At 44.4% G+C, this 21,404-nt stretch carries 19 protein-coding genes; 4 read left to right on the forward strand and 15 right to left on the reverse strand.

What is annotated here, in order from left to right; genetic code table 11:
- Positions 1-507: 507 nt before the first annotated feature.
- From IFO66_RS16290 to IFO66_RS16300, 3 genes are all read right to left on the reverse strand, one after another.
- Positions 508-1,779, reverse strand: coding sequence for a methyl-accepting chemotaxis protein (locus IFO66_RS16290; RefSeq protein WP_192026182.1), 1,272 nt, complete (start codon positions 1,777-1,779; stop codon positions 508-510).
- A 68-nt stretch (positions 1,780-1,847) separates the two neighbouring features.
- A complete protein-coding gene (locus tag IFO66_RS16295; protein ID WP_192026183.1) occupies positions 1,848-2,258 on the reverse strand; it encodes a disulfide oxidoreductase in 411 nt (136 codons plus the stop codon).
- Positions 2,259-2,327: 69 nt separating this feature from the next.
- A complete protein-coding gene (locus IFO66_RS16300; protein ID WP_192026184.1) occupies positions 2,328-3,035 on the reverse strand; it encodes a DsbA family protein in 708 nt (235 codons plus the stop codon).
- A 449-nt stretch (positions 3,036-3,484) separates the two neighbouring features.
- On the opposite strand from IFO66_RS16300, the gene IFO66_RS16305 reads away from it, so the two are divergent.
- Positions 3,485-4,510: a PTS sugar transporter subunit IIC gene (locus IFO66_RS16305; RefSeq protein ID WP_192026185.1), complete on the forward strand. Its 1,026-nt coding sequence runs from the start codon at positions 3,485-3,487 to the stop codon at positions 4,508-4,510.
- Between the two features lie 93 nt (positions 4,511-4,603).
- Here IFO66_RS16305 and IFO66_RS16310 read toward each other — a convergent pair whose 3' ends face one another.
- The 5 genes from IFO66_RS16310 to IFO66_RS16330 form a co-directional block, all read right to left on the reverse strand.
- Positions 4,604-5,020 carry an ArsR/SmtB family transcription factor gene (locus tag IFO66_RS16310; RefSeq protein ID WP_192026186.1) on the reverse strand — a complete coding sequence of 139 codons (417 nt, stop codon included), beginning with the start codon at positions 5,018-5,020 and terminating at the stop codon, positions 4,604-4,606.
- A 200-nt stretch (positions 5,021-5,220) separates the two neighbouring features.
- Complete coding sequence (locus IFO66_RS16315) at positions 5,221-5,976, reverse strand: DNA-3-methyladenine glycosylase (RefSeq protein WP_225445825.1); 756 nt, start codon at positions 5,974-5,976, stop codon at positions 5,221-5,223.
- Between the two features lie 23 nt (positions 5,977-5,999).
- Positions 6,000-6,941, reverse strand: coding sequence for a PD-(D/E)XK nuclease family protein (locus IFO66_RS16320; protein ID WP_192026187.1), 942 nt, complete (start codon positions 6,939-6,941; stop codon positions 6,000-6,002).
- A 130-nt stretch (positions 6,942-7,071) separates the two neighbouring features.
- Positions 7,072-8,541, reverse strand: coding sequence for an SLC13 family permease (locus IFO66_RS16325; RefSeq protein WP_192026188.1), 1,470 nt, complete (start codon positions 8,539-8,541; stop codon positions 7,072-7,074).
- A 4-nt stretch (positions 8,542-8,545) separates the two neighbouring features.
- The gene (locus IFO66_RS16330; RefSeq protein ID WP_192026189.1) at positions 8,546-9,727 is read right to left on the reverse strand and encodes a glycerate kinase family protein; all 1,182 of its coding nucleotides are present in this window, start codon (positions 9,725-9,727) and stop codon (positions 8,546-8,548) included.
- Between the two features lie 238 nt (positions 9,728-9,965).
- Here IFO66_RS16330 and IFO66_RS16335 point away from each other — a divergent pair, with 238 nt between their 5' ends.
- Together IFO66_RS16335 and IFO66_RS16340 are read left to right on the forward strand one after the other, a co-directional pair.
- A complete protein-coding gene (locus IFO66_RS16335) occupies positions 9,966-10,535 on the forward strand; it encodes a papain-like cysteine protease family protein (protein WP_192026190.1) in 570 nt (189 codons plus the stop codon).
- Positions 10,536-10,548: 13 nt separating this feature from the next.
- On the forward strand, positions 10,549-11,385 hold the full coding sequence (locus IFO66_RS16340; RefSeq protein ID WP_192026191.1) for a hypothetical protein: 837 nt from the start codon (positions 10,549-10,551) through the stop codon (positions 11,383-11,385).
- A 146-nt stretch (positions 11,386-11,531) separates the two neighbouring features.
- Here IFO66_RS16340 and IFO66_RS16345 read toward each other — a convergent pair whose 3' ends face one another.
- From IFO66_RS16345 to IFO66_RS16355, 3 genes are all read right to left on the reverse strand, one after another.
- Entirely contained in the window at positions 11,532-12,206 is a 675-nt protein-coding gene (locus tag IFO66_RS16345) for an SOS response-associated peptidase (protein ID WP_192026192.1), read from the reverse strand.
- Between the two features lie 156 nt (positions 12,207-12,362).
- Positions 12,363-12,995, reverse strand: coding sequence for a Yip1 family protein (locus tag IFO66_RS16350; protein ID WP_192026193.1), 633 nt, complete (start codon positions 12,993-12,995; stop codon positions 12,363-12,365).
- A gap of 185 nt (positions 12,996-13,180) precedes the next feature.
- On the reverse strand, positions 13,181-15,658 hold the full coding sequence (locus IFO66_RS16355; RefSeq protein WP_192026194.1) for an S-layer homology domain-containing protein: 2,478 nt from the start codon (positions 15,656-15,658) through the stop codon (positions 13,181-13,183).
- 205 nt (positions 15,659-15,863) lie between these two features.
- Here IFO66_RS16355 and chrA point away from each other — a divergent pair, with 205 nt between their 5' ends.
- Positions 15,864-17,075, forward strand: a complete 1,212-nt coding sequence (chrA, locus tag IFO66_RS16360) for a chromate efflux transporter (RefSeq protein WP_192026195.1) — start codon at positions 15,864-15,866, stop codon at positions 17,073-17,075.
- A gap of 112 nt (positions 17,076-17,187) precedes the next feature.
- Here the strand turns inward: chrA and IFO66_RS16365 are convergent, their stop codons facing one another.
- The 4 genes from IFO66_RS16365 to IFO66_RS16380 form a co-directional block, all read right to left on the reverse strand.
- On the reverse strand, positions 17,188-18,579 hold the full coding sequence (locus IFO66_RS16365; protein WP_192026196.1) for an MFS transporter: 1,392 nt from the start codon (positions 18,577-18,579) through the stop codon (positions 17,188-17,190).
- A gap of 202 nt (positions 18,580-18,781) precedes the next feature.
- Positions 18,782-19,609, reverse strand: coding sequence for an undecaprenyl-diphosphate phosphatase (locus tag IFO66_RS16370; protein WP_192026197.1), 828 nt, complete (start codon positions 19,607-19,609; stop codon positions 18,782-18,784).
- Between the two features lie 20 nt (positions 19,610-19,629).
- Positions 19,630-20,364, reverse strand: a complete 735-nt coding sequence (locus IFO66_RS16375; RefSeq protein ID WP_192026198.1) for an ABC transporter permease — start codon at positions 20,362-20,364, stop codon at positions 19,630-19,632.
- A complete protein-coding gene (locus tag IFO66_RS16380; RefSeq protein WP_192026199.1) occupies positions 20,357-21,277 on the reverse strand; it encodes an ABC transporter ATP-binding protein in 921 nt (306 codons plus the stop codon). The genes IFO66_RS16375 and IFO66_RS16380 overlap by 8 nt, the downstream gene beginning before the upstream one ends.
- Positions 21,278-21,404 lie beyond the last annotated feature (127 nt).

The following is a 21,404-nucleotide window of genomic DNA, read 5'->3' on the forward strand; positions in this document are numbered from 1 at the left end:
AATGGACGACAGGGAAAAAGTACGTAGATCTCAATGCGTACCATACTTGGCGACGTCCTCAAACCAAATAGTGGATAAACCATTTTGACGGCGAGGAATTTACACATAAATATGGACTTGACCTTCTAATGTGAGTTTTTCCGTTAAATAGCTGCACTTTTGTCCAAATGCCAATGTATCTAATTCATAGCTCCATTCACACGATGAACAAACACGTACCAATCCAACTTCTTGCTAACTAGAACTAGGTATCGGCAGAACAGTGGCGTTCAAGCTCATTTGGAAAGAAGCTGATAGGGAGTTGAACTATTTTATGCCAGCCCCTGAACGCAAAAAGCTAAAGCTTTCTACAACAAAAAAGGCTGTACTTCAGTTACATCAACCGATGACTTGAAGGACAGCCCATTTTAAAAAATGGGAGCCATTTATAGGCCCCCACTTTCTCCGTACTTATACAAATGATGGCATGATTACATCTGCTAATCCTATTATCATCAGCTAGCCGTTTTAATCTTTGAAGACAGCAATTTGATCCCGAAGTCGATCCGCTTGATCACGCAGCAAGTCAGCCGAAGCAGCCATCTCTTCCATGAATGCATTTTGCTCTTGCGTAGCGCTAGCTACCTCCCTAGACCCCGCAGCCATTTCCATTGAAATGCTTGTCATCTGCTCGGTTTGTTCCAGTGTGTTGGAGAAACGAGCCGTCTGTTCATGCACAGCCTCAGCAATCTCATGCACAGCAGCGGAAGCTTGCTTCGTCACTGAAGCAATGTTCGATAAGGCTAATGCTGCCTCATCTTTCTTGTCAGCTTCTTTGTTTACGCTCTCCACTTGGTATGTAATCAAGTTTACGGCTTCTTTCATTTGAGCTTGCATCTGAACGATGCGCTCATTAATGTCATTTACTGCATCCGCTGACTGCTCTGCCAACTTGCGTACTTCCGATGCAATAACAGCAAACCCTGCACCATGCTCCCCCGCGCGTGCGGCTTCAATAGATGCATTTAACGCAAGCAAATGCGTTTGGTCAGCAATCTCTTTCACCGTGTAAGATATCGTTCCAATCTGTTCCGCTTGCTCATTCAAGCGCTTCACTGTTTGAATCGATTGCTTTCCTGAAACAGCAGCCTGAAGCATACCGTCAATAATAGAAGAAAGCATATGCTCGCTCTGTGACAATGTGCTTAACATTTGCTGAGTCATCTGCTGCGTATCAGCAGCGCGCTTCTGAACCGAAACAGCTGATTCATGAATTTCTTGAATCGTTGCAGAAGTCTTTTTCGCCCATACAGCTTGTCGCTCCGCACCCTCGTGCATATGCTCTGTCGTTACAGCGATATGCTCAATTTGACCAGCAGCATGTGCCATTGCTTGACTAAGTGATACGGTGCTCGTCGTCGTAACGTTGGCACTGCTCTTTATTTCATGGACAATGTTATTGAGATTATCCGTCATCTTACCAAATGCATCTACAAGCACTTGAATCTCATCTTGATGAGCATAGGTCGGCAAACTAACATTAAGCTCCCCCCTAGAAGCTTTATAGGCCGCCTTCGTCAGTTGCATGAGTGGCTTAACAATGACTTGTGCAGCCACCCAGCCGAGCAGACATGTCCAAAATATGCCTAATAGGAATATAATTGAGCTATAGAGCAGGTCATTCATATTTGGCGCAAGATAAGGCTTGATTACAAATATAAAGAACCCGCTCGTCCCGTATGTAATACAAGATACGATCAATATTCCCAATACCATCTTAGCTCTTAAACCGAGTTTCATCTCTATATCTCCCCCAAAAAGATTAGCGATTATATATCCTCGTACAGCTGAATCCCTTTCCTTTCCTGTTACTCAGGTTTTCTGCCAACTACAAGCAATAAGATGATCAAAATAAAGGCAATCAAAGCGAGCATCGGTATCGTCAACCAGCCCTCCAAGTAATCGAAATTACAAGGAACTCCGACTTTGCAGGGCCCCATTTTCAATGCAAAACTCTCCACTTTTTGCAACAAGTAATGATAGATGGAAATGCCCCCACCAATAATCGGAAATGGCAGCGCGTAAACGATAATTGAATGATCGTTGCGGTAAGCAGCAATACCAAGCAGTAGAACAAGTGGGTACATGAAAATACGTTGAAGCCAGCATAATTTGCAAGGTTCCCATAGTAAAATCTCACTCATATACAAACTGCCTGCAGTAGCAACAAGCGCTACTATCCAAGCCATGTACAGACCATAGCGGCGGAAAAAAGACATTACGACGCCTCCTTTATGGGTTTATAAATTCCCTGCGAGTGGTGGTTATGTAACCTTAAACTGTTGAGTTTAGGAAGCTGCCAGTGCTTTTTCAATAGCGGCCTTAAGCTCTTCATAGTTCAATGGTTCCTCTGTCATATGCAACTTGCCATTGATGAATACGGTAGGTGTCGAGTTAACCTTTGCTTCTTTGCTTACACGGTCATCATGTGCCAATTGTTCTGCATAAGTCTCATTGCGGATATCATCTTCAAGCTTCTTTAGATCTAACTCTGGTGAAGCTTTTTTCGCGATATCTAACAAGTATTCTACAGTAAACTCTTGTGTTAAGTGCTGCACTTGATCCATATAAAGCGCCTCATGGAACTTCCAGAATGCATCATTGTTTTGAGCAAATACTGCTTCCCCAGCTAGTGCTGCCAAGCGAGTATTTCCTGGCTGGAACGTCATGTTGCTGTATGATAGATTCACTTTTCCTGTATCAATAAAGTCTTTCTTCAATTGCGGATACACGTGCTGCTTCCAGTTCACACAAGAACCACATTTATAGTCGCCAAACTCAACAAGCGTTACTTTAGCGTCTTTAGAACCGATAACTGGCTGATTCGACAAATCGAACGGAACAACATGTGTTTCCTTCTCTAGCTGCGCTTGTTCTTTACCTGTCTTATCCAAATAACCAACTAATACGATTAGAAGAACAAGAATGATCGGGAAAGCAATTAAAGCTACTTTACTAATTTTTTTGTTTCCTTTTTTGCGTGATTGTTTCGACATGATTAGTCACCTCTCAATTTGTTTGTTACTATTCGCCACACAGGCATGAACTTCCTTGTTTTAATTTAATCGATATTCAAACATAATTCTATTTCTTTCTTTATCTTCCTCTATCATACTGTCGAGATTGCGGCTTAATTTTGAATATATTTTGTCATCTTCATTGTCTTCGACGCGCGGACACCCAAATTCGTACATACAAGTGGAGAACTGGCACATACTAGTCTCGATGGCAGCGATCATGCAGGGACACAACCCTGTGCAGGCATGATCGCTGGGATTCACCTCGATCTAAGGTGAAAGGGGATTATCTCTTTGGCAAGTGACACACGAAAAATAGCAATTATCGGCACAAAGCCGATTGGCTCCAGCATCGCCTACTGCTTAGTCAATCACTCCATAATCACTCTCAAACCATACATGAGCTCCATCGGATTGGAGACACACCGATGAGCCCACGACGAGAATATATAATGACTCGTATGTTTAAAGCGTCTAACGGAATTGCCCAAGGCATATTTGTCACACTAGGGATCGGGTTACTCATCGAAAATGTAGGTAAGCTTGCAGGCTGGTCAGCGCTTATGAAGATTGGTTTCGTGGCTAAAATGCTCATGTCGCCAGCAATCGGAGCAGGGATTGCCTTCATGCTAGGTTCGACGGGATTGATCGTATTCTCAGCTATGATTGCCGCAGCAGTCGGGGCAGGAGCCATTCAGATCACCCCGATAGGAGTATCGATTATTACAGGAGAACCCATTGGTGCCCTCTTGGCAGCAACTGCAGCCGTGTATATTGGCAAAAGATTAACAGGACGAACTCCTGTTGATATGATGCTTGTCCCTCTTGCCTCCATTGTGTTGGCTGGACTGCTTGGGCTATGGCTAAGCGCTGTAATTACACCTATTTTAAATACAGCCGGCGGCTTCATTAAAACAGCAGCGGAAATCAATCTCCTCATTAGTTCAATCGTATTGGCAGTGGTATGGGGCCTGCTTCTCCTGTCGCCAGCCTCCTCAGCTGCACTCGCCATTGCCCTTAATCTTGAGGGACTAGCTGGAGGAGCAGCTTTGGCTGGTTGTGCAGCACCATTTATCACCTTCGCTCTTATTTCCGCTAAGGAAAATGATATTGGTGGCATATTAGCACAAGCGATCTGCACACCTAAAATTCAGCTGCCCAACATTACGAAAAATCTAAAGATTATTATTCCATCTGCAGCTGCCAGTGCAGTAATGGGACCTGTGTCTGCGCTCATCTTCCATATTGAAGCGCCAAGCCAGATCGCAGGCATGGGACTTTGTTCATTCATTGCACCCATTACATTGGTACAAATGTATAACCCGTCTTATATTATTCCAGCTATGCTCATCACTTATATTCTCTTGCCCGCAGTTATATCGTATCCGATATACTTACTGCTGCGCAAATCCGGCCACATCAAGCCAGGAGATCTAGCATTGCCAAAGGAATAACAGCAATAAAACAAGGCTGCCTTATCCAGCAGAAAGCCATACGGTTATCTACAGAAAGGCAGCCTATTTTCTAAACAGGGACTACTTATATAATTACTCCGCCTGACAATGCTCCTCACGCATATGCTCCAAAGTCATACGCACAAGCAATCTTATATGATGGTCATGTAAGGAATAGAACACATTCTTACCTTCTTTGCGTGACTTCGCAATTCCGAGAGAACGCATTAAGCGAAGATGGTGTGACGTAGTAGCAATCGTATGCCCCGTCAAAATCGCCATATCGCATACGCACAGCTCATCCCCTTTGTCCAAATACATCGCCATTTTCATCCGCGTCGGATCTGACAGCGCCTTGAATAACTGTGCCATCCCTTGTGCTTCTTTATCATCGACGGTATGCTTCAAGGCACTAATTTTTTCAGCATCATAGCATACGATCTCACAAACTTCATTGTTTGATTGATTGTCCGTTTGTGCTGCAACGTTTATTTTTTGATTGGCTGCCATCCGAAGCCCTCCTCATTGTCTATATCCGTTCATTTTTGATATATGTTGTAGCCATTCTAGCAAATGACCTACTTGTATTCAAATGTAATCCTATGTACATTGTAAGCTTTACGCTTACATCAGTCAGCCCCTAATGTTCATATAAGCTGTCCTATTTCTTTAAAATAACAACACTAGCCTGAACGCTTCGCCTATTTCATCTAAGTCCAACTAAACCCCTCTGAACCAAACGTCTCGATCATACGTTCATGAGTAGCTAAAGAAACTGCCTGCTTGTCTTTAACAGAGACGTACGGGTCATCTGCGACATAAAATCGCCACAAGACGTCTGCATATTCCTCTGCATAAGGAATATTGATTCTCGGTGCACATAAAATACGACTTGGCCATACAGGCTTTCCAGCTTCGAGCCACATTTCTTCCCCATCCATCATATCATAGCCATCAAAGCTCTTATCGATATGCATAGCTCGGCACAGCTTGCCAGGTCCATTGCTCAAGTTAACGACCTTGTTAGAGTTGAGTGAACGGTATCTCTTCATGATTGATTCATCGTGCTCTGTTAATGGCGCAGCAGCACGAATAAGTACCGCTTCTGCCTGTCCTTCCTGGGCAGCAACGACATTTAAACAATGATACATCCCATAAATAAGGTACACATAAGCATGCCCTGCTTTTTGAAACATCGTCTCCGTTCTTTTGGTACGACGGTTGTTATAAGCATGACTGCCCTTATCGTGTGGCGCGACATAACTCTCCGTCTCCACAATACGCGCCCGAATAATACCTTGATCTGTTACACGGACAATCGTACGTCCAAGCAATTGTGGAGCGAGCGGCAGCGCACTTTGTCGAAACCATGATAACGGCAAGCGAGCTTGCGAAGGTTCATCCCCATGCTTCAACTCATGTTCCATTCGAACACGCTTACCTTTAGGAGTTATATGCAAATCCAACGATTCAGCCCCCCTCGGCTATATCATCCATCTTCAGACGGCTGCGACTTCGCCCCTTCACAAATTTCACGGAATGCACAGCGACGGCAGCGTCGTTCATCATCGGTTACTTCAAATGCTTCCAGCGGCTTCGGTTCGTTCAATTCCGGATTGAGCAAATAGCTTCGCATCTTGGAGATACTAGACTCTGTATAAGCAACAAGCGCCTCCATTTCAGGCTCATCTACTTGATCAATTTGACAACGGCCGCTCAGTAAATATTCCGTGCGAATATCGATGCGTTCATAAGGAATACCATAGTTCTCATGAACGTACCAGCCATAAAGCCTTAGCTGTGTATCATTGCGCTCATCTTCCTGCCCCGTCTTCCAGTCTACGATCATATAGCGATCCTGTTTGCGGAACATGCAGTCTAGCTTCACATAAACTTTTGTACCTTGAAGCTGAATCGTATTCAGCTTCTCCATCTCAACAAGATGGCAACCGTCTCCATGCATAAACATCTGCATGCTTTCGCTAGTTAGCAACCGATCCACCAATATAGGAAGCCGACTGCGAATTTGTTCCACTTGCCGATCAGGCAAACTGCCAAGATAATATACTTCCTCCAGCATTAATCTCGACTTCGGATGCAGCCGCCATGTCTCGACGTCTCTAGAATCCAAGTATGCCTGATTAAGTAGCTTGCGTATACGTCTCACAAGTTCATCTGCCTCGATGGCCTTGCCATAATGATGATACTGTTTGATCGTTTCTTCAGCCATTTTATGAACAGCATCACCGAACACTAAATATAAATTAGTCATCTGCTTAAGACGATAGGCATTACGGGCCAATACAGAAGACTCTGCTAACCAGCCATTATGAGCAGCATAATAGTGATAATAGTACTTGCGCCTGCATTCTTGAAAAAGATTGTGCCGTGATGGCGACCACGACCACTCGGGATAGGGTCTTGGAGGCATAAGCATAGCTCCTTTCTAGGTGTTATCCGATCATTCGTTCCTATCGGTCTATTATATCACACCCAAAATAGCAGCAAAGACATTCATCAAGATGATATTCCAGCCTAAACCCCAACAAACCACAGACGCTCTATAGACTCAATCCTGTCCAGTTCCAGTACGTATAATAAAATACGATCATAACCAGAACATAAATAGGCAGCATAATCATACTTAATTTCAACAAATCTTTCGCATCGTAAGCAACCTCTTCGTCCTCATAGAATAGCAGCAGTGCCTTCGAACTAACAGGGAATGTAACACAGTAGTTCATAGCCACTAAGCTAAGAAACACGATCGCTGTCTCGTTTAAACCAAGCGATTGCCCAAATACGATCAGCCCTGGAATCATAACAACGGCACGAGTCGTATGAGAAGTAATATATAAATGCGAAGTAACCGTAATAATTAGCACCGTTAACAAAATGAAGAAGTCCGGAACATGCTGAAGCACATCAAGAAACTGAAACAGACGCTGTTGAATCCAATTCACAACTCCTGTTTCGACGAGCCCTTTTCCAAGCGCTGTCGCAGCGGCAACGAATACGATCAAACTCCACGATACCGACTTAATCCCCTGCTTCCATGTGATAACACCCCATTGCGGTGTCATAAACAGCAGTGCACCAATCATCGTAATGAACGCCAAATCATAGCCATGCAAACTTTCCGTCATCCAAGCAACAATGAGTCCGCCTGTCATCCATACCGTCTTTTTCTCCATTACAGTTAAACGGCTGCTATCGCTCGCACATACATGGTCCGCCTCAATCGAACGAGAAGGCTCGGCTAAAGGTTGCAGAGGCTCTTTAGAACCATATAGCTTTTGTAAGACAAGTAAGGAGATTGCACAAATGACCAGTACAAAGGGAACCCCCCAAATAAACCACTGCACATAGGAAATGGTCTGACCACTCGTCTGCTCTAATATACCAATTCCGATCACATGTGCACCTGCACCAATCAAGGTAGCCGATGTACTCATCAAGATCATGATTGGTACAAGCATAGCAAGCGTCTGCTTCTGACGCTTGCTATGCAACAAAGCACTAATCTCCTTCACGATCGGCATCGATAATGCCGCCCGCCCTGACGTGGACGGAATGAAAAAAGATACGACTTGAAGCGCTAACGTCAGTAATGTCATAACATGTCCGGAATGGCGCGCTCTTCGAACAACAGCGCGTGTAAATCGAGATGCAAGCCCTGATTCACGAACGGCTTCACCAATGACGAACGCTCCAACCATTAGCCAGACAACCTCTTCTGCAAACGATTCATACAATAAAGAAGCCTCGGCACCACGGAATAGAACGATGGCAATAACAGCACCTAATGCTACATAACCCGCTGGAAGCGAACTTCCAATCCATAATCCCATCGCTAAGAGAAAGAAGAAGGCCGTTACTTTTGCTTCATACGGAAGTCCTTCCACTAGCGCTATGAGCACAATGGATATAACTACAGCCAGAGCACTAAAAACATGACTGCTCGATAGTTGCGTAAGACGAGTTCCCCACCGCTGCCGTGTTGAAGTTCGTCTACTTAATTCAGGCTCCATCCTACTAGATTCCTCCTTGATGCTGCTCACGCTGCGCGATCTGATAACCGATACGAATATAGCGCATAGATGCCTCCACACTATCAGCGATCCAAGCGGATGCTTTAATCATTGCCTTTTCCAGTGAAGTTGGTTTTTGAATAATGCTCATGAATGCATCAATCCCGTTGTCATAGTTCACATGAGCGTCTTTGCCGATTGTGCCTGTAATCGCAATGACAGGAATTCCATGCTTCTTGGCAATACGAGCAACTTCAGCCGGAATCTTGCCATTCGGCGTCTGGAAGTCCAAGCATCCCTCTGCTGTCAATACAACATCAGCTTGCTCAATCGTCTCTTCGATTTGAATGTATTTCATAATAACATCGTAGCGTGGATGTAATTTCGCACCTGTAAAGGCAACTAACCCAGCTCCAAGACCACCTGAAGCTCCACTGCCCGGAGATTGACGTACATCAAGTTCAAGATGTTCTTGGATCAATGCTGCATACGTATCAAAGGCAGATGATAACTGCTCCACTTCTTCTTCCGTTGCACCCTTCTGCGGCCCAAATATTCGCGCCACACCTTTTTCACCACACAGAACATTGTGCCAGTTGCATGCCACATCAATATTCACCTTACGCAAACGTTCGTCCAAGTGAGATAGATCCATATCTGCCACCTGGCCCAAGTCTCCGCCCCCGCGTACGACCATCTCGGCTCCGTTCTTATCAAGGAAACGTAGACCTAACGCTTGAGCCATCCCAGCACCGCCATCTGAAGTCCCAGAATCTCCGCACCCGATCAAAATATTGTCCACTTCCAAGTCCAAAGCAGCCGAAATCAATTGTCCGACCCCATACGTCGTTGTCCACAACGGATTGCGCTGATTACGCGGCACAAGCTTCAAGCCCGCTACCGCAGCCATCTCAATTACAGCGGTCTTTTTACCACATTCATCGGTGAATACGCCAAAGTGACTCTTAACAACCTTCCCTACTGGTCCTATTACTTTTTTGTGAATCAACGTACCTTTTTTTATGTTAATAATCGTCTTCGCGAAACCTTCTCCTCCATCGATCATCGGAATGACTGCGATATCTGCCAACGGATTCAGGCGACATACCCCTTCTTGCATCGCGATTGCAACTTCCTCAGCATCTAAACATTCTTTAAAACCAGATGGTATCATTACAATTTTCATTTTACTTCCTCCCCAAATATTTCCCTTAGTTGTTCTCTTAGACCTTACTTTACAGTTCGAAACAAAGAAGGCCGTGAGAGATAGATTAGAAAACAGTGAGAAAATGAGGTTAATTTCATAAGTTCATGTAAAATGTTTGGATTTTTTTAGAAGAACGTGAAACATCTGTTTCCCTATACTCGTCAATAATGATGTGCCACTTAAATATCCTATTAAAACCAAATTAAGGGGGAGCTCTATGGTTGCAAGCAAATGGAAGAAAACAATGATCCTCATCTCTACGTTCTGCACCGTATTCACTATTTCGATGGTTGCTCAAGTGCAAGCTACAAACATTCCTTCCTATCCTGCAGTCAAACAAGAACAGAGCTTATGGTGTTGGGCGGGAGCCAGTGCCAGTATTCTGAAATACTACGGTAAACATGTGTCCCAATGCGATATCGCCAAAGCAGTCAAAGGTACTTCTACATGCTCTGACGTGTCCGCTAGCGCACAAGAAACACAAAACGGACTTGTCCAATTTGGAATATCGAGCTGGCTGTATGATGGAGCTCTTCCTTATTCCGATGTAAAGACGCAAATTGACAATGGCAGTCGCCCCGTTTATGTGTCTTGGCAATGGAGTACGGGAGGTGGACATGTCGTCGTTATTTATGGTTACGATTCGGTCGGGGGCAATGACATGCTCAACTATATGGACCCTCTTGTCGGCCGCAAAACATCAATGCGTTATACCGAATTCAAGGGCGGCAATTCATATAATCAGACTTGGCGTTGGGGCTTAAAAGATCTTTACAAGTTCAAATAGGAGGTGGAAGAAAATGATGAGAAAAATGATTTCATCCGCTACAACTGCGTTGACACTAACGTTCATCGTATTTGCATCACTGTTCATAGGCACGCCCTTCATTCAAACGGCAGCCGCATTTCAATCGCAAACGATTCCTACAGAGGTACAGAACTATGTAGAAAAAGAAGCCCGTCAATTGTTTATTGAAGCAGTCAGCAAAGATCCTCTTGGATACGGTTATTCATCCGGGCAAGAAGTACAGAATGTAACCATTGGAGAAGGATTCCCCGTGTACTTGATTGACCCACAACAACTCAGCCTTCCTGCATCCACTACATTTCAAGATGTAATTCGCCCTACTGACCAATGGGAATTTATCGTCTATAGCGATCAACAAGCAATGTCCTTTTTACGGGTAGGTAACACTCCTTCTGGCTATCAACTCCATTCATTTGGCGGTGATTCCAGTTATGTAAAGTCAGCGCTACAGCAGCTCCCTACTGCTGCCAATAATCCATATATTCTCGTTATCGATAAGTCCGATAAATATATCGTGAAGCTAGGAGAAACGCAGCAAGAACTCGTATCGATTGCCTCTCCTAATCAAGATCTGCAATCATTTGGTGTCCCTAATGATCAAGCTATACAGTCCACGCCCATCATTAATGCCCTGAAACAATATCAGGCTCAAAACGAGCATTCAGATCGCGACGGTGGTTCAAACCTAATGGGCGCCAGAATGATTGGTACTGTAGATGACACATCATCGAATCAGCCGATATTACGTGCTCTACTGATTAGCATTACTGCCGCTCTTTTCTGTACATTGCTATTATGGATCGTCATGAAAGTTAGAACGAAACAATGAATGATTCTTAGCTACTGGAAAAAGGAGTAGGTTCTTCCACAGAGGAAGAACCTACTCTTCTTTACATGTTATTCGGCATTCTCGCAGCTGACAGACTGTGCAGATTATGCCCTACATATGAAAAACGAACTTTTGTCAACTTTTATTTAGGCTTTTATCCACGCACGCTTTAGATCCATCTCTTCAATACAGCGACTATCATCATGATGCTCATATTGAATAAGCGGTGAGACCGGATACAGATGCAAACGTTCATCTTCAATTGGCTTTAACAATCGATTCAAATAGTCTAGTTCCAAAGAGTTTGGTTGAAGCCACGCCTCCATCTCATCTTGATCGAGTATAGCAGGCATCCGAGAATCAAACTCCAGTATCGTTTGATTTGCACGAGACATCACAATTGTACAATTGTAATGATCTTCACCTTGTGGACTGCGCCAACATTCATACAGCCCTGCAATACCGAAGATTCCCCTTGTCTGTAACACCACACGAACCGGATGCATTCGTTTCTCCTGCTTGCGCCAATAGTACAATCCGTTACAAGGTATAAGGCAGCGCCTACGCTCCACCATCCTAAAATAAGAGGAATTCTCCGCAACGGCTGTTAAATCTGCATTGATAGCGTCTGGCGCCCAGAACGGCACAAGACCCCAGCGGTAAGCATCCAGCACTCTTCGTCCTTCTTGTTCCATAATGATGGGAATGAACTGAGTCGGTCTTATGTTATAACGTGGACGATAAGCAATTCGTGATTCATCGAGCTTGAAGGTTGACTGCAGCTCCGAATAATCTGTACTGAGTGATAATTGACGGCACATTTCCCTCACCTCCTGTACGCGTAGTTTGCGCACAAGTGGAAAGTATATACATTTTATAGATGAAGTGTAATGTGGTGGTGATTAGTGATGACTGTATCTTTGGAGAACTGTGGGAATCGTTGTTGAAAGTGCTGAGAAGTAAGTGGTATTCGTTGCCTATCCTAGCATTACAGCAGGAATTATGGCGATGAAGAAAATGAGAATAGCAGGCAGAAATATCGATGCCAATGCTCTTTTTTTAGAAAATTGATGCGCTTCTGAAATACCAACAACCAATAGAACAAAGCTCCATATTACGATTACAAAGCCAACAATCGCGATAAGAGCAGCCCATCCAGCTATTAAGAAACCGGTAGCTGACGTTGTAAATACTTGCTTGCCAAATATGAAAAGAGACGGAATCCAGAGCAGCCCCGTAATCGCTGAAGGTCCATATCCAGCCAGCCCCGTAACAGCACGAATCTCTTGGCTATCTGCGGTTCCACCGAGCATCGTCCCCACCCAAAGCGTAAGATAGCTACTAATATAAAAGCTAATAATGCCGCTAATGATTCCCACAACAAAGGCTAGCAAAATAATCGTAGCTAGAGGTGAATGATCCCCCATACCATTCTTGGCATAGCCATCCAACGTTCCGAAAAATGAGCTAATTCCTACAAGTAACAATGAAAAGCCATCTGATTTGGTTACTCGCATATGTTCACGCATTACTTCTCTTGGATTGAACCACATTTCACCTAGCGCCCGTAACCTTTGTTTCCAAATCAATGCCTCCGTGTTCGTTGACATAAACACGCTCCTTTATTTACTTGGCTAATGATGCAGAAAGAGCCGAGGTATGATCCTCGGCTCTAAACATGGTGTAGCCTATATTGTAAACGATAGTGCTTGTCTTGTTAAAGAGTAGGTTAGATGTTGTAAATAAAACTCCCCTTTAATAAAAAACTAACAAAGGAGCAATTATAGTTTCAATGCTACTCGATAATTTCTACGCGAGTTCTATAATCAGTATCTGGCCAACCTTTTCCCGTCGGATGAAAGACATTAAGTGAGCTGGAAAAAATATAATAAGTTCCAGCTGTAAGGCCACTAGTGTCCATGTAATGAATCTCGTTTATATCCTTACTGTTAATCACTAGTTTTTTAGCTAGACCTTTCTTTACTTCTCTATCCATTGTTTCAGTAACAATATCAATATGAGCGGCGATAACACTTTCATACAGATAAAAAACATTCCCTTCATTTACTTTCATAGGGATTTTATCGCCCTTTTTAACTGAGAGACCCTCCACTTTCCAATTCCAGTACATTCCAGGGAAACTAATCGTTGTAACTGGATTCAAAGCATAACTCTCCACTTCCATATTGGATTCACCTGTGATTACCGATGTCACAACATTAGGCAATACCTTAAAAACAACCCATTCATTACTAAGTTTCGTCGACGGTTGAATCTCAATGCTATCCAGGTTAATTGTTACTTTAATATCTGAATGCAGAGGCTTAAACGTCGGTTCTTCATAAGTCGCTATCATAACTGATTGATGTAGGTTGACACCTTTAGCTGCTCGAAGCGGATGACTAAACTTAGATCGAATCACGACGTCATTAACATCGTCACCAATCGGCACTTGATATGTTCCAGACGACGTAAATACAGAATTTATATCTTTCCAAAGATAGAAGGATTGACTGTGGAAGCGTTGCTTTTTGCTATCTACAAAAATAGCTACATATTCACCATGGACAAATAATCCAGGAGAAAAGAATGTCCCATCAGGCTTAGTTTCCGCTTTTAAAATCTTGAACCAATTACCTGGAGATGCTTTTTCCATCTCTTCAACATCTATATTCTCTAACTCTTTTTGCACGATGTATACTGTACCTTGTTCTTGTTTACCGATAGTTCCGTATACCACTTCACCAACAGTAAAGACTTCTTTGTCCATTTTTACTACAACATTATTCCCTTGACCGTCATTGCCATTTGGCTTTTCTGGCGTGACGCCACCAGCAGAACCACCACCACCGATAGCGCCTCCGCCTGCACCACCGGAAGTGGTTGTAGATTTAATCAGATCTCCGGCTTTGGTCTCTTTGCCAGCAACAACCACGACCATATCTTTGCTTACGTTCTCGCCTAGCTTCCATTCCTTTGGAGAAGTGGCAAAGCTGATGCCAGACGCATTAATCGTCGCTTGCTTAATTGTCCCTGTGCCAGTCACTTTAGTTTCTGCATTTATGATCAATGATGTAATATTCGTATCATTGCCCGTCTCAATATTTGTTCCTTTTGCTTCTTTGTTTACCGTTAGCTGTTGAACAGACCCTTGTCCAAGCTTCAAGTTGCTACCGTATGTGCTTACTGTAACAGAAGGAAATGCACCATTTAGTTGAACCTCAGACTGAGTTTTAAGCTTCTCAGATAGTTGAACTTGTGCTACTTTTGCACTGTCTTGTACATCAACGATTGTTCGCGATTGCAGTACTAGCTCTTGAACTGTAGATGTACCTTTCACATTTACACGCAAAGTACCATTTTGCTTATTTACAATAACATTGGAAAGAACACTATCGTTTACGTAAATGCTGTTTTTACCGCCACCATATACACTCGTTTCTCCATCTACCTTTACCTTACTTAGATCTACGTCCCCCTCACCAACACCTTCAGTAAGGATAAGATCACCTTTAATATGAAGGTTTTGCAATGTAATGCCAGGAACGTTAACGATAACGTTACCGTTTATTGTTTCTTGCTTTGTTGCAGAGCCATACATACCTGCTGTTCCATACCATACGCCGTATGTATCAAATGCGCGATCCAAGATGCTTACTGCTTCTGCACGCGTCAGAGATTGATTTGGCTTAAATGTACCTTCTTCGTATCCTTTAACTACACCTAGATAAACCGCTTCAGATACAGATGAAGTTGCCCAAGGCTGGATATCTGCACTGTCTTTATAGGCAAGAACTGTATTGTTTGTCTTCCATTTTAACAAGCGAGACAAAGAAGCTACCGCTTCTTGACGCGTAAGCGTTGCATTCGGTTTAAATGTACTGTCCGTATAGCCTTTCATGTAGCCCGCTGTTGTCGCAGCGTTTACAGCATCTGCATACCAAACCGTTGCTTGTACATCTGTATAGTTTTGAGGCTGTTGTTCATTAAGTTGGAACATGCGGTTTACGATCGCTGCCCACTCTGCACGTGTGACTTGTTGATTCGGCTTGAACTCATTTGCAGATGCGCCGGAGACAACACCTTGCGCTGCCCACTCTGTAATTTTATCTTTTGCCCAATGCGAATCTACATCTTTAAATGTGACAACAGGCTTTGTTTGCTTGCTTTCATTTGCTGCGGCTGCCTCAACGCTTACTGGCGCTGTCAATGCGCTAAGCAAAGTGCTGAACGCAAGAGTTAGCGAGAGTAGTGTTGCAATTCTCTTTTTCATGATTTTCCCCCATGTTATATATGTTTATAAATACATCTATTCAATTATAAATATATAACTATAAATATCCATGAAATTATTGGTTGATTTTAAATTGTGCAACTCTCAAGTTTCCGTATAGGCCTTTATTGTAAGAACTTATTTAGTTAAAATGAAACAACTGTTGTCATTACAGTAGACTCATTTATGACTAAAGGAGAACATCATGTCACAATCCGAACACGCTGGAACTACAGCGGTTCCAACAGAACGAAACCTATTAAAAATATTTCTACTCGCCTTGAAGCTTGGCCTGACCTCCTTCGGAGGCCCTGTCGCGCACCTTGGCTACTTTCATGAAGAATATGTGCGGCGTCGTAAATGGATCGATGAGCGCAGCTACGCTGACTTAGTAGCGCTATGCCAGTTCCTGCCGGGGCCGGCGAGCAGCCAAGTCGGCATTGGTATTGGTGTGCTGCGCGGCGGCCTGCTTGGCGGCATAGCCGCATGGCTGGGCTTCACGCTGCCGTCTGCAGCAGCGTTGGCCCTATTCGCGCTGGCGATACAAGGTTCAGGTATCGCAAACGCGGGATGGCTCCACGGCCTCAAGCTGGTGGCCGTGGCTATCGTTGCCCATGCCATATGGAGCATGGGCTCGAAATTGGCGCCAGACCGTGGTCGCGCCACCGTCGCCGTGGCGGCTGCCGCCGCTGTCCTGCTGTGGCAGACAGCCTTGGCGCAAGTACTTGTCATCGCTGCCGCTGGCTGTGCCGGCGTGTGGATGTATAGGCACAAGGAAATGCCGAAGCCAGAGCATATCCATGTGCCAATTAGCCGTCGAACAGCGATCATTTGCTTGTCGCTGTTTGGCGTATTGCTTGCAGCCTTGCCCCTGCTGCGTCAAGCAGGCATAGGCGACTGGTTCGTCTCGTTATTCGATAGTATGTTTCGGGCTGGCTCGCTCGTATTTGGCGGCGGTCATGTCGTACTGCCTTTACTTGAACGTGAATTTGTACCTACAGGTTGGCTCGACAAAGCTGACTTCTTTGCCGGTTACGGTGCTACGCAAGCCGTTCCTGGTCCACTCTTCACCTTCGCTGCCTATATTGGAGCTGTCGCTCAAGGCTGGCTAGGTGCAATTGTAGCAACCATCGCGATCTTCCTGCCCGCGTTCCTGCTCATCGTTGGTGCGCTCCCATTCTGGAGCGCCCTGCGCGTGAACTCGCGCGCACAAGGAGCCCTCTTCGGCGTCAACGCCGCCGTCGTAGGCATCCTTATCGCGGCACTATACACGCCGCTCTGGACGTCGACCGTGCAAGCACCGGCCGACTTTGCGCTCGCAGCAGCCCTATTCGTGCTGCTCACGCATTGGCGAGTTCCGCCTTGGGCCGTCGTCATCGCCGGCGCCCTTGGCGGAATGCTGCTCGAATGGCTGTAAACAAAGACACGCCATTCAAGCCAAAATAAGGTCGGGGGCTTCTCTACACCAGAAGCCCCCGACCCTTATTACTGTTAATCACATGGCAGATTAACACCCTAACCCACCAACACTAGCTCAAGCTAACCCGCTCCTCACCTATACTCCCCTGCTGCGGAAAGAACATCGTTGTATCCATTTTCGTCACAGCTCCCATTCGACGTGTTACTGGATCGATCAGCCAAACGACGGCTACCAGCACAACAAGCAAGCCACTAATCATAAGGACAGCCGCGCTGCTCAGTGCAGCACCTCCAATGCCCCCTAACAAAGCACCGATTGGCATCGCCACTGCACCAATACTTCCAACCGCAGCCATAACTCTACCTAATAAATGTGCGGGTATAAGATTTTGCATAAATACCATCGCAATAATATTCGTAATTGCTGTCGGCACCCAGCCCATTCCATACAAAAGTACTGCCAGCCACATACTCGAAACTTGAGCAGCTGCGAACCACGCAAGCCCGCACCATAAAAAAGCACCAATATACATGGCCCCCATAGGAAGCGTTTCTGGTCGTAGATGCGGAGCCAACAGCACCCCCACCATACTAAATACCGCTACAGAGGCAAGCATCATTCCATACCAGTCAGAGCTTTGAGCCAAGCCGGGTAGGACTGCAAACACAGCGCCTCCCGCACAGTTAATCACAATCATTCCCGCTAACAAACGTATAATATAAGGATGGCGAAGAACAGCTACACCTTCCATCAATTCTTTCACATACTGTCTGAAAGACAGCTTTGACGCAGTTCTACGAACAACTTCTTCTCCAGACAGACCATTCCCCTCACCCTTGCCCCCACTTTTCCCTTCCATATTGCTAGGAATAGGACGCAGTGTCATAAAAATAAGCGAAGCCAGCAAGAAAAGAACGGAATTCATCATAAACATACTTACAATCCCTATTAATGCAATCAAAACGCCACCTAATGCATTAAACACAGCTTCACTACCTTGGTTAGCAGCGCTAAACCACGCGTTGCCCGCAGTCAAATGCTCCTTTGGCAGCACTTTCGGCAGAGCTGACATCTGCGCAGGAAATATAAATTGATTCAATACAGCGATAATCGGCAGCAAAATAAGAACTAACGTTACAGAAATAAAATCAAGCCAATAACTAAGTGGTAAAATAAGCAGCAAAATGGCTTGGGTTAATTGAGTCACAACTAGCATGTTCTTCAACGGCCAACGGTCAATAAGCGGTCCATATAAAAACTGTACAATACGAGGAATCGAAGTGAGAAACACAGCCAAGCCTGAATAAAAGGTAGAACCACCTAAATCATAAACAAGCCACATCGCAGATAACATATAGAAGCTATCACCTATGTTAGAAATCAATCTTCCCGCGAGCAGCTTTGTAAAATTCGCAAATTTCAACGCTTGCAGCATATTGCTCTTCTCCCCCTCGGCTCTCCATAAAGACCGCTTTACTTGTAACCATAGTTTAATCAACATTCATATCCCTTCACCTCAGTCCCTAGCTGTAATTTTACTCAGCCTCTCGTTCTTCCACCGCTAGTTGCACAGCACAAAAAAACCTCGACTGCTCCAAGCGATATTGGAGATTCGAGGTTCGATTCATATCTATTTTCTTTTCAGGAATACAGCTGGATTTAACTGCTCCGATTCAATTACGATACTCGGAATGAACCTGCTCCTACAAAAATACGAAATAAATAACAGCTGCCAATACGATACGATAAATCGCCAGCGGAATAAGCTTAATGCGATTAATTAACTTCAAGAAGAAACGAATCGAAACAAGAGCAACTAGAAACGCGCTAATAAAGCCTACGACGAAAAATGGAATAACATCTGCCGTAATCGCATCCCAACTTTTCACCAATGACAAGAAGCTTGCTCCACCGATAATCGGCACAGCCATAATAAAAGTAAAATCAGCAGCCGCGCGATGGCTCAAGCCCAGCAGTACGCCAGCTGATATCGTAGATCCAGATCGAGAGAATCCCGGCCACATCGCCAAGCACTGTACGAGACCAATCGTTAACGCTTGCTTGTACGTAACTTGGTCTACCGTCTCTACCTTTTTCACACGTGGTGCGAGCAAATCCGCTGCAATCATAAGAAATGCCCCAAGTACAAGTCCAATCACAACTGTTTGCGTAGAGAACAAATACGTATCAATAAAATCTTCGAATATAAACCCCAATATTCCGAACGGTAAAATACCTACAATGACTTGCGTTAGCTTTAAACGCGGCTGCAAAGCTTGCTCGCCCGTCACCTTTTTCAATCCCAACATCGTCATAAACCGATCCCACATTAAAACAACGACCGCCAAAATCGAACCGAACTGGATAACGACCTTGAACGTGTTGGCCACCTCGGGCGAGAACATTTCTTTCGTCTTAAACAACCAATCATCAACAATGATCATATGCCCTGTCGAGGACACGGGCGCAAACTCTGTCAGCCCCTCTACGATACCTAATACAAACGCCGCAAATAACTCCCACCAATTCAATCGTCTAACCTCCTCACGAATTAATCAATATCTGATCTCCTAAAATAAATAATCGTTGCTGCTAGTCCAAATACAGAAGTAGCAAAAATGATAGCATACGAATAGGAGATTGGATAAACGAATTCCGCACTGTTCGTTACCACCATATGTACTGCTGACCAGGGAAATAGACCTTGATAGTCTGTATCAATAACCGTAAGATTGGCCATCGTAACCACCGCAGTAAATATAATCGTCGGCACAAAATTTTTAAATAGCATCGTAATCCATATAATTGGGGTCGATAACAAGAATAGTAGAAACGCTCCTACAAAAAACTGTCCAAGAGAATCGACGATAACCGCCACACTTAATCCTTCAAATTGGCCTACCAAACCTAGCAAGAGGGTCATTACCCAAGCAACTATCGTCAGAGCAAAAATCCATATCAACAGCAGCAGCCATTTGCTCACGATTAGACTCGTTTTGGACACCGGAATCGTCAGCAAGTTTTTCAATGTATCTTCCGTATATTCACGGCTAAACAAGTAAGCCGCTATTACTCCATACAGCAGCGTACCGATGAGCATAAGTACATTCAAATTCGTATTGTAAAATGACACATCGAACGTAAGAATCGTCTCTGGCTTCTCTCGTTTCATACTCAAAAAGGCGATAAACATCATAATAGGTGCTGCCATTGCTCCCGTTACGCTGACCATAAACATCTTTGCCCGCTTCAACTTCAGCAGCTCGGTATACAACAAGTTAACCAATCGTCCCACCGCCTATCAGCTTGATGAAGTAGTCTTCCAGCCTATCTTCGCTTATCGCTATTCTCGTTACTTCGATATCATGCTCAACGAGCAGCTTATTCAGCTTGCCCTGCTGACCCATATGAGAATAAATGCGCAAGAAGCCTTCACCATGAGCCTCATACTCTACTCCCTCAAAGTGCTGTTCTAACAGCATGGCAGCCTTGTTGTCATTCGACACTTGCAGCTCCATATAATTGCGATTTCTCGTACGCAATTCTTCAAAAGAAACTTCCTCAAGCAGTCTCCCTTGATGAATGATCCCAATCTGATCAGCCAACTGCTCTACTTCGGATAAAATATGGCTAGAAATAAGTACGGTCAGCTTTCTCTCCACTGCGAGCGACTTGATCAGTCGACGGACTTCCTTAATTCCAACAGGGTCCAAGCCATTCGTAGGCTCATCCAAAATAAGCAGCTCAGGATGATGAAGAATAGCTCTTGCGATTCCAAGCCGCTGCTTCATGCCCATCGAATATTTGCCAACTAGCTTCTTCGTTTCTTGTTCTAGCCCTACAATTTCTAATGCTTCCTCAATCGCAGTTTTCTTATGAACACCCATTAGTTTCGCATTAATAAGCAAGTTCTCTTTACCTGTCAAATTCTCATAGAAACCCGAATGCTCAACCATAGAGCCAATTCTTCTTAATATTTCTTTTTGATGCTTGAATAGGTTCTCACCAAATATCTCAATCTGGCCTTCTGTCGGCTTGACGAGCCCTAACAGCATGCGAATCGTTGTCGTCTTGCCTGCGCCGTTTCGACCTAGAAAACCATAGATTTGACCTTGCTTTACATTGAGCTGAAGGCTGTCTACTGCCTTTTGCGTTCCGTATTGTTTCGTTAAGTTAGTCGTTTGAATGACCGCTGTCATGCAAGCACCTCCTGCTAATGAACGATGATAGATCTGCTAATAATCAACCGAATGTAGCTCTATTGTAAGCAGTAGAGTTTACATGCCTCTTAACGAGTTCTTAACGATTTCTTACATGGATTCTATT

This window comes from Paenibacillus arenosi (genome assembly GCF_014841135.1).
Taxonomy (GTDB): domain Bacteria; phylum Bacillota; class Bacilli; order Paenibacillales; family Paenibacillaceae; genus Paenibacillus_B; species Paenibacillus_B arenosi.

What these genes read in the sequence shown, in the direction of transcription:
- IFO66_RS16290 (WP_192026182.1), bottom strand. Translation starts at nt 1,779, where the DNA reads ATGAAACTCGGTTTAAGAGCTAAGATGGTATTGGGAATATTGATCGTA.
- IFO66_RS16295 (WP_192026183.1), bottom strand. Translation starts at nt 2,258, where the DNA reads ATGTCTTTTTTCCGCCGCTATGGTCTGTACATGGCTTGGATAGTAGCG.
- IFO66_RS16300 (WP_192026184.1), bottom strand. Translation starts at nt 3,035, where the DNA reads ATGTCGAAACAATCACGCAAAAAAGGAAACAAAAAAATTAGTAAAGTA.
- IFO66_RS16305 (WP_192026185.1), top strand. Translation starts at nt 3,485, where the DNA reads ATGAGCCCACGACGAGAATATATAATGACTCGTATGTTTAAAGCGTCT.
- IFO66_RS16310 (WP_192026186.1), bottom strand. Translation starts at nt 5,020, where the DNA reads ATGGCAGCCAATCAAAAAATAAACGTTGCAGCACAAACGGACAATCAA.
- IFO66_RS16320 (WP_192026187.1), bottom strand. Translation starts at nt 6,941, where the DNA reads ATGCCTCCAAGACCCTATCCCGAGTGGTCGTGGTCGCCATCACGGCAC.
- IFO66_RS16325 (WP_192026188.1), bottom strand. Translation starts at nt 8,541, where the DNA reads ATGGAGCCTGAATTAAGTAGACGAACTTCAACACGGCAGCGGTGGGGA.
- IFO66_RS16330 (WP_192026189.1), bottom strand. Translation starts at nt 9,727, where the DNA reads ATGAAAATTGTAATGATACCATCTGGTTTTAAAGAATGTTTAGATGCT.
- IFO66_RS16335 (WP_192026190.1), top strand. Translation starts at nt 9,966, where the DNA reads ATGGTTGCAAGCAAATGGAAGAAAACAATGATCCTCATCTCTACGTTC.
- IFO66_RS16340 (WP_192026191.1), top strand. Translation starts at nt 10,549, where the DNA reads ATGATGAGAAAAATGATTTCATCCGCTACAACTGCGTTGACACTAACG.
- IFO66_RS16345 (WP_192026192.1), bottom strand. Translation starts at nt 12,206, where the DNA reads ATGTGCCGTCAATTATCACTCAGTACAGATTATTCGGAGCTGCAGTCA.
- IFO66_RS16350 (WP_192026193.1), bottom strand. Translation starts at nt 12,995, where the DNA reads ATGTCAACGAACACGGAGGCATTGATTTGGAAACAAAGGTTACGGGCG.
- IFO66_RS16355 (WP_192026194.1), bottom strand. Translation starts at nt 15,658, where the DNA reads ATGAAAAAGAGAATTGCAACACTACTCTCGCTAACTCTTGCGTTCAGC.
- chrA (WP_192026195.1), top strand. Translation starts at nt 15,864, where the DNA reads ATGTCACAATCCGAACACGCTGGAACTACAGCGGTTCCAACAGAACGA.
- IFO66_RS16365 (WP_192026196.1), bottom strand. Translation starts at nt 18,579, where the DNA reads ATGTTGATTAAACTATGGTTACAAGTAAAGCGGTCTTTATGGAGAGCC.
- IFO66_RS16380 (WP_192026199.1), bottom strand. Translation starts at nt 21,277, where the DNA reads ATGACAGCGGTCATTCAAACGACTAACTTAACGAAACAATACGGAACG.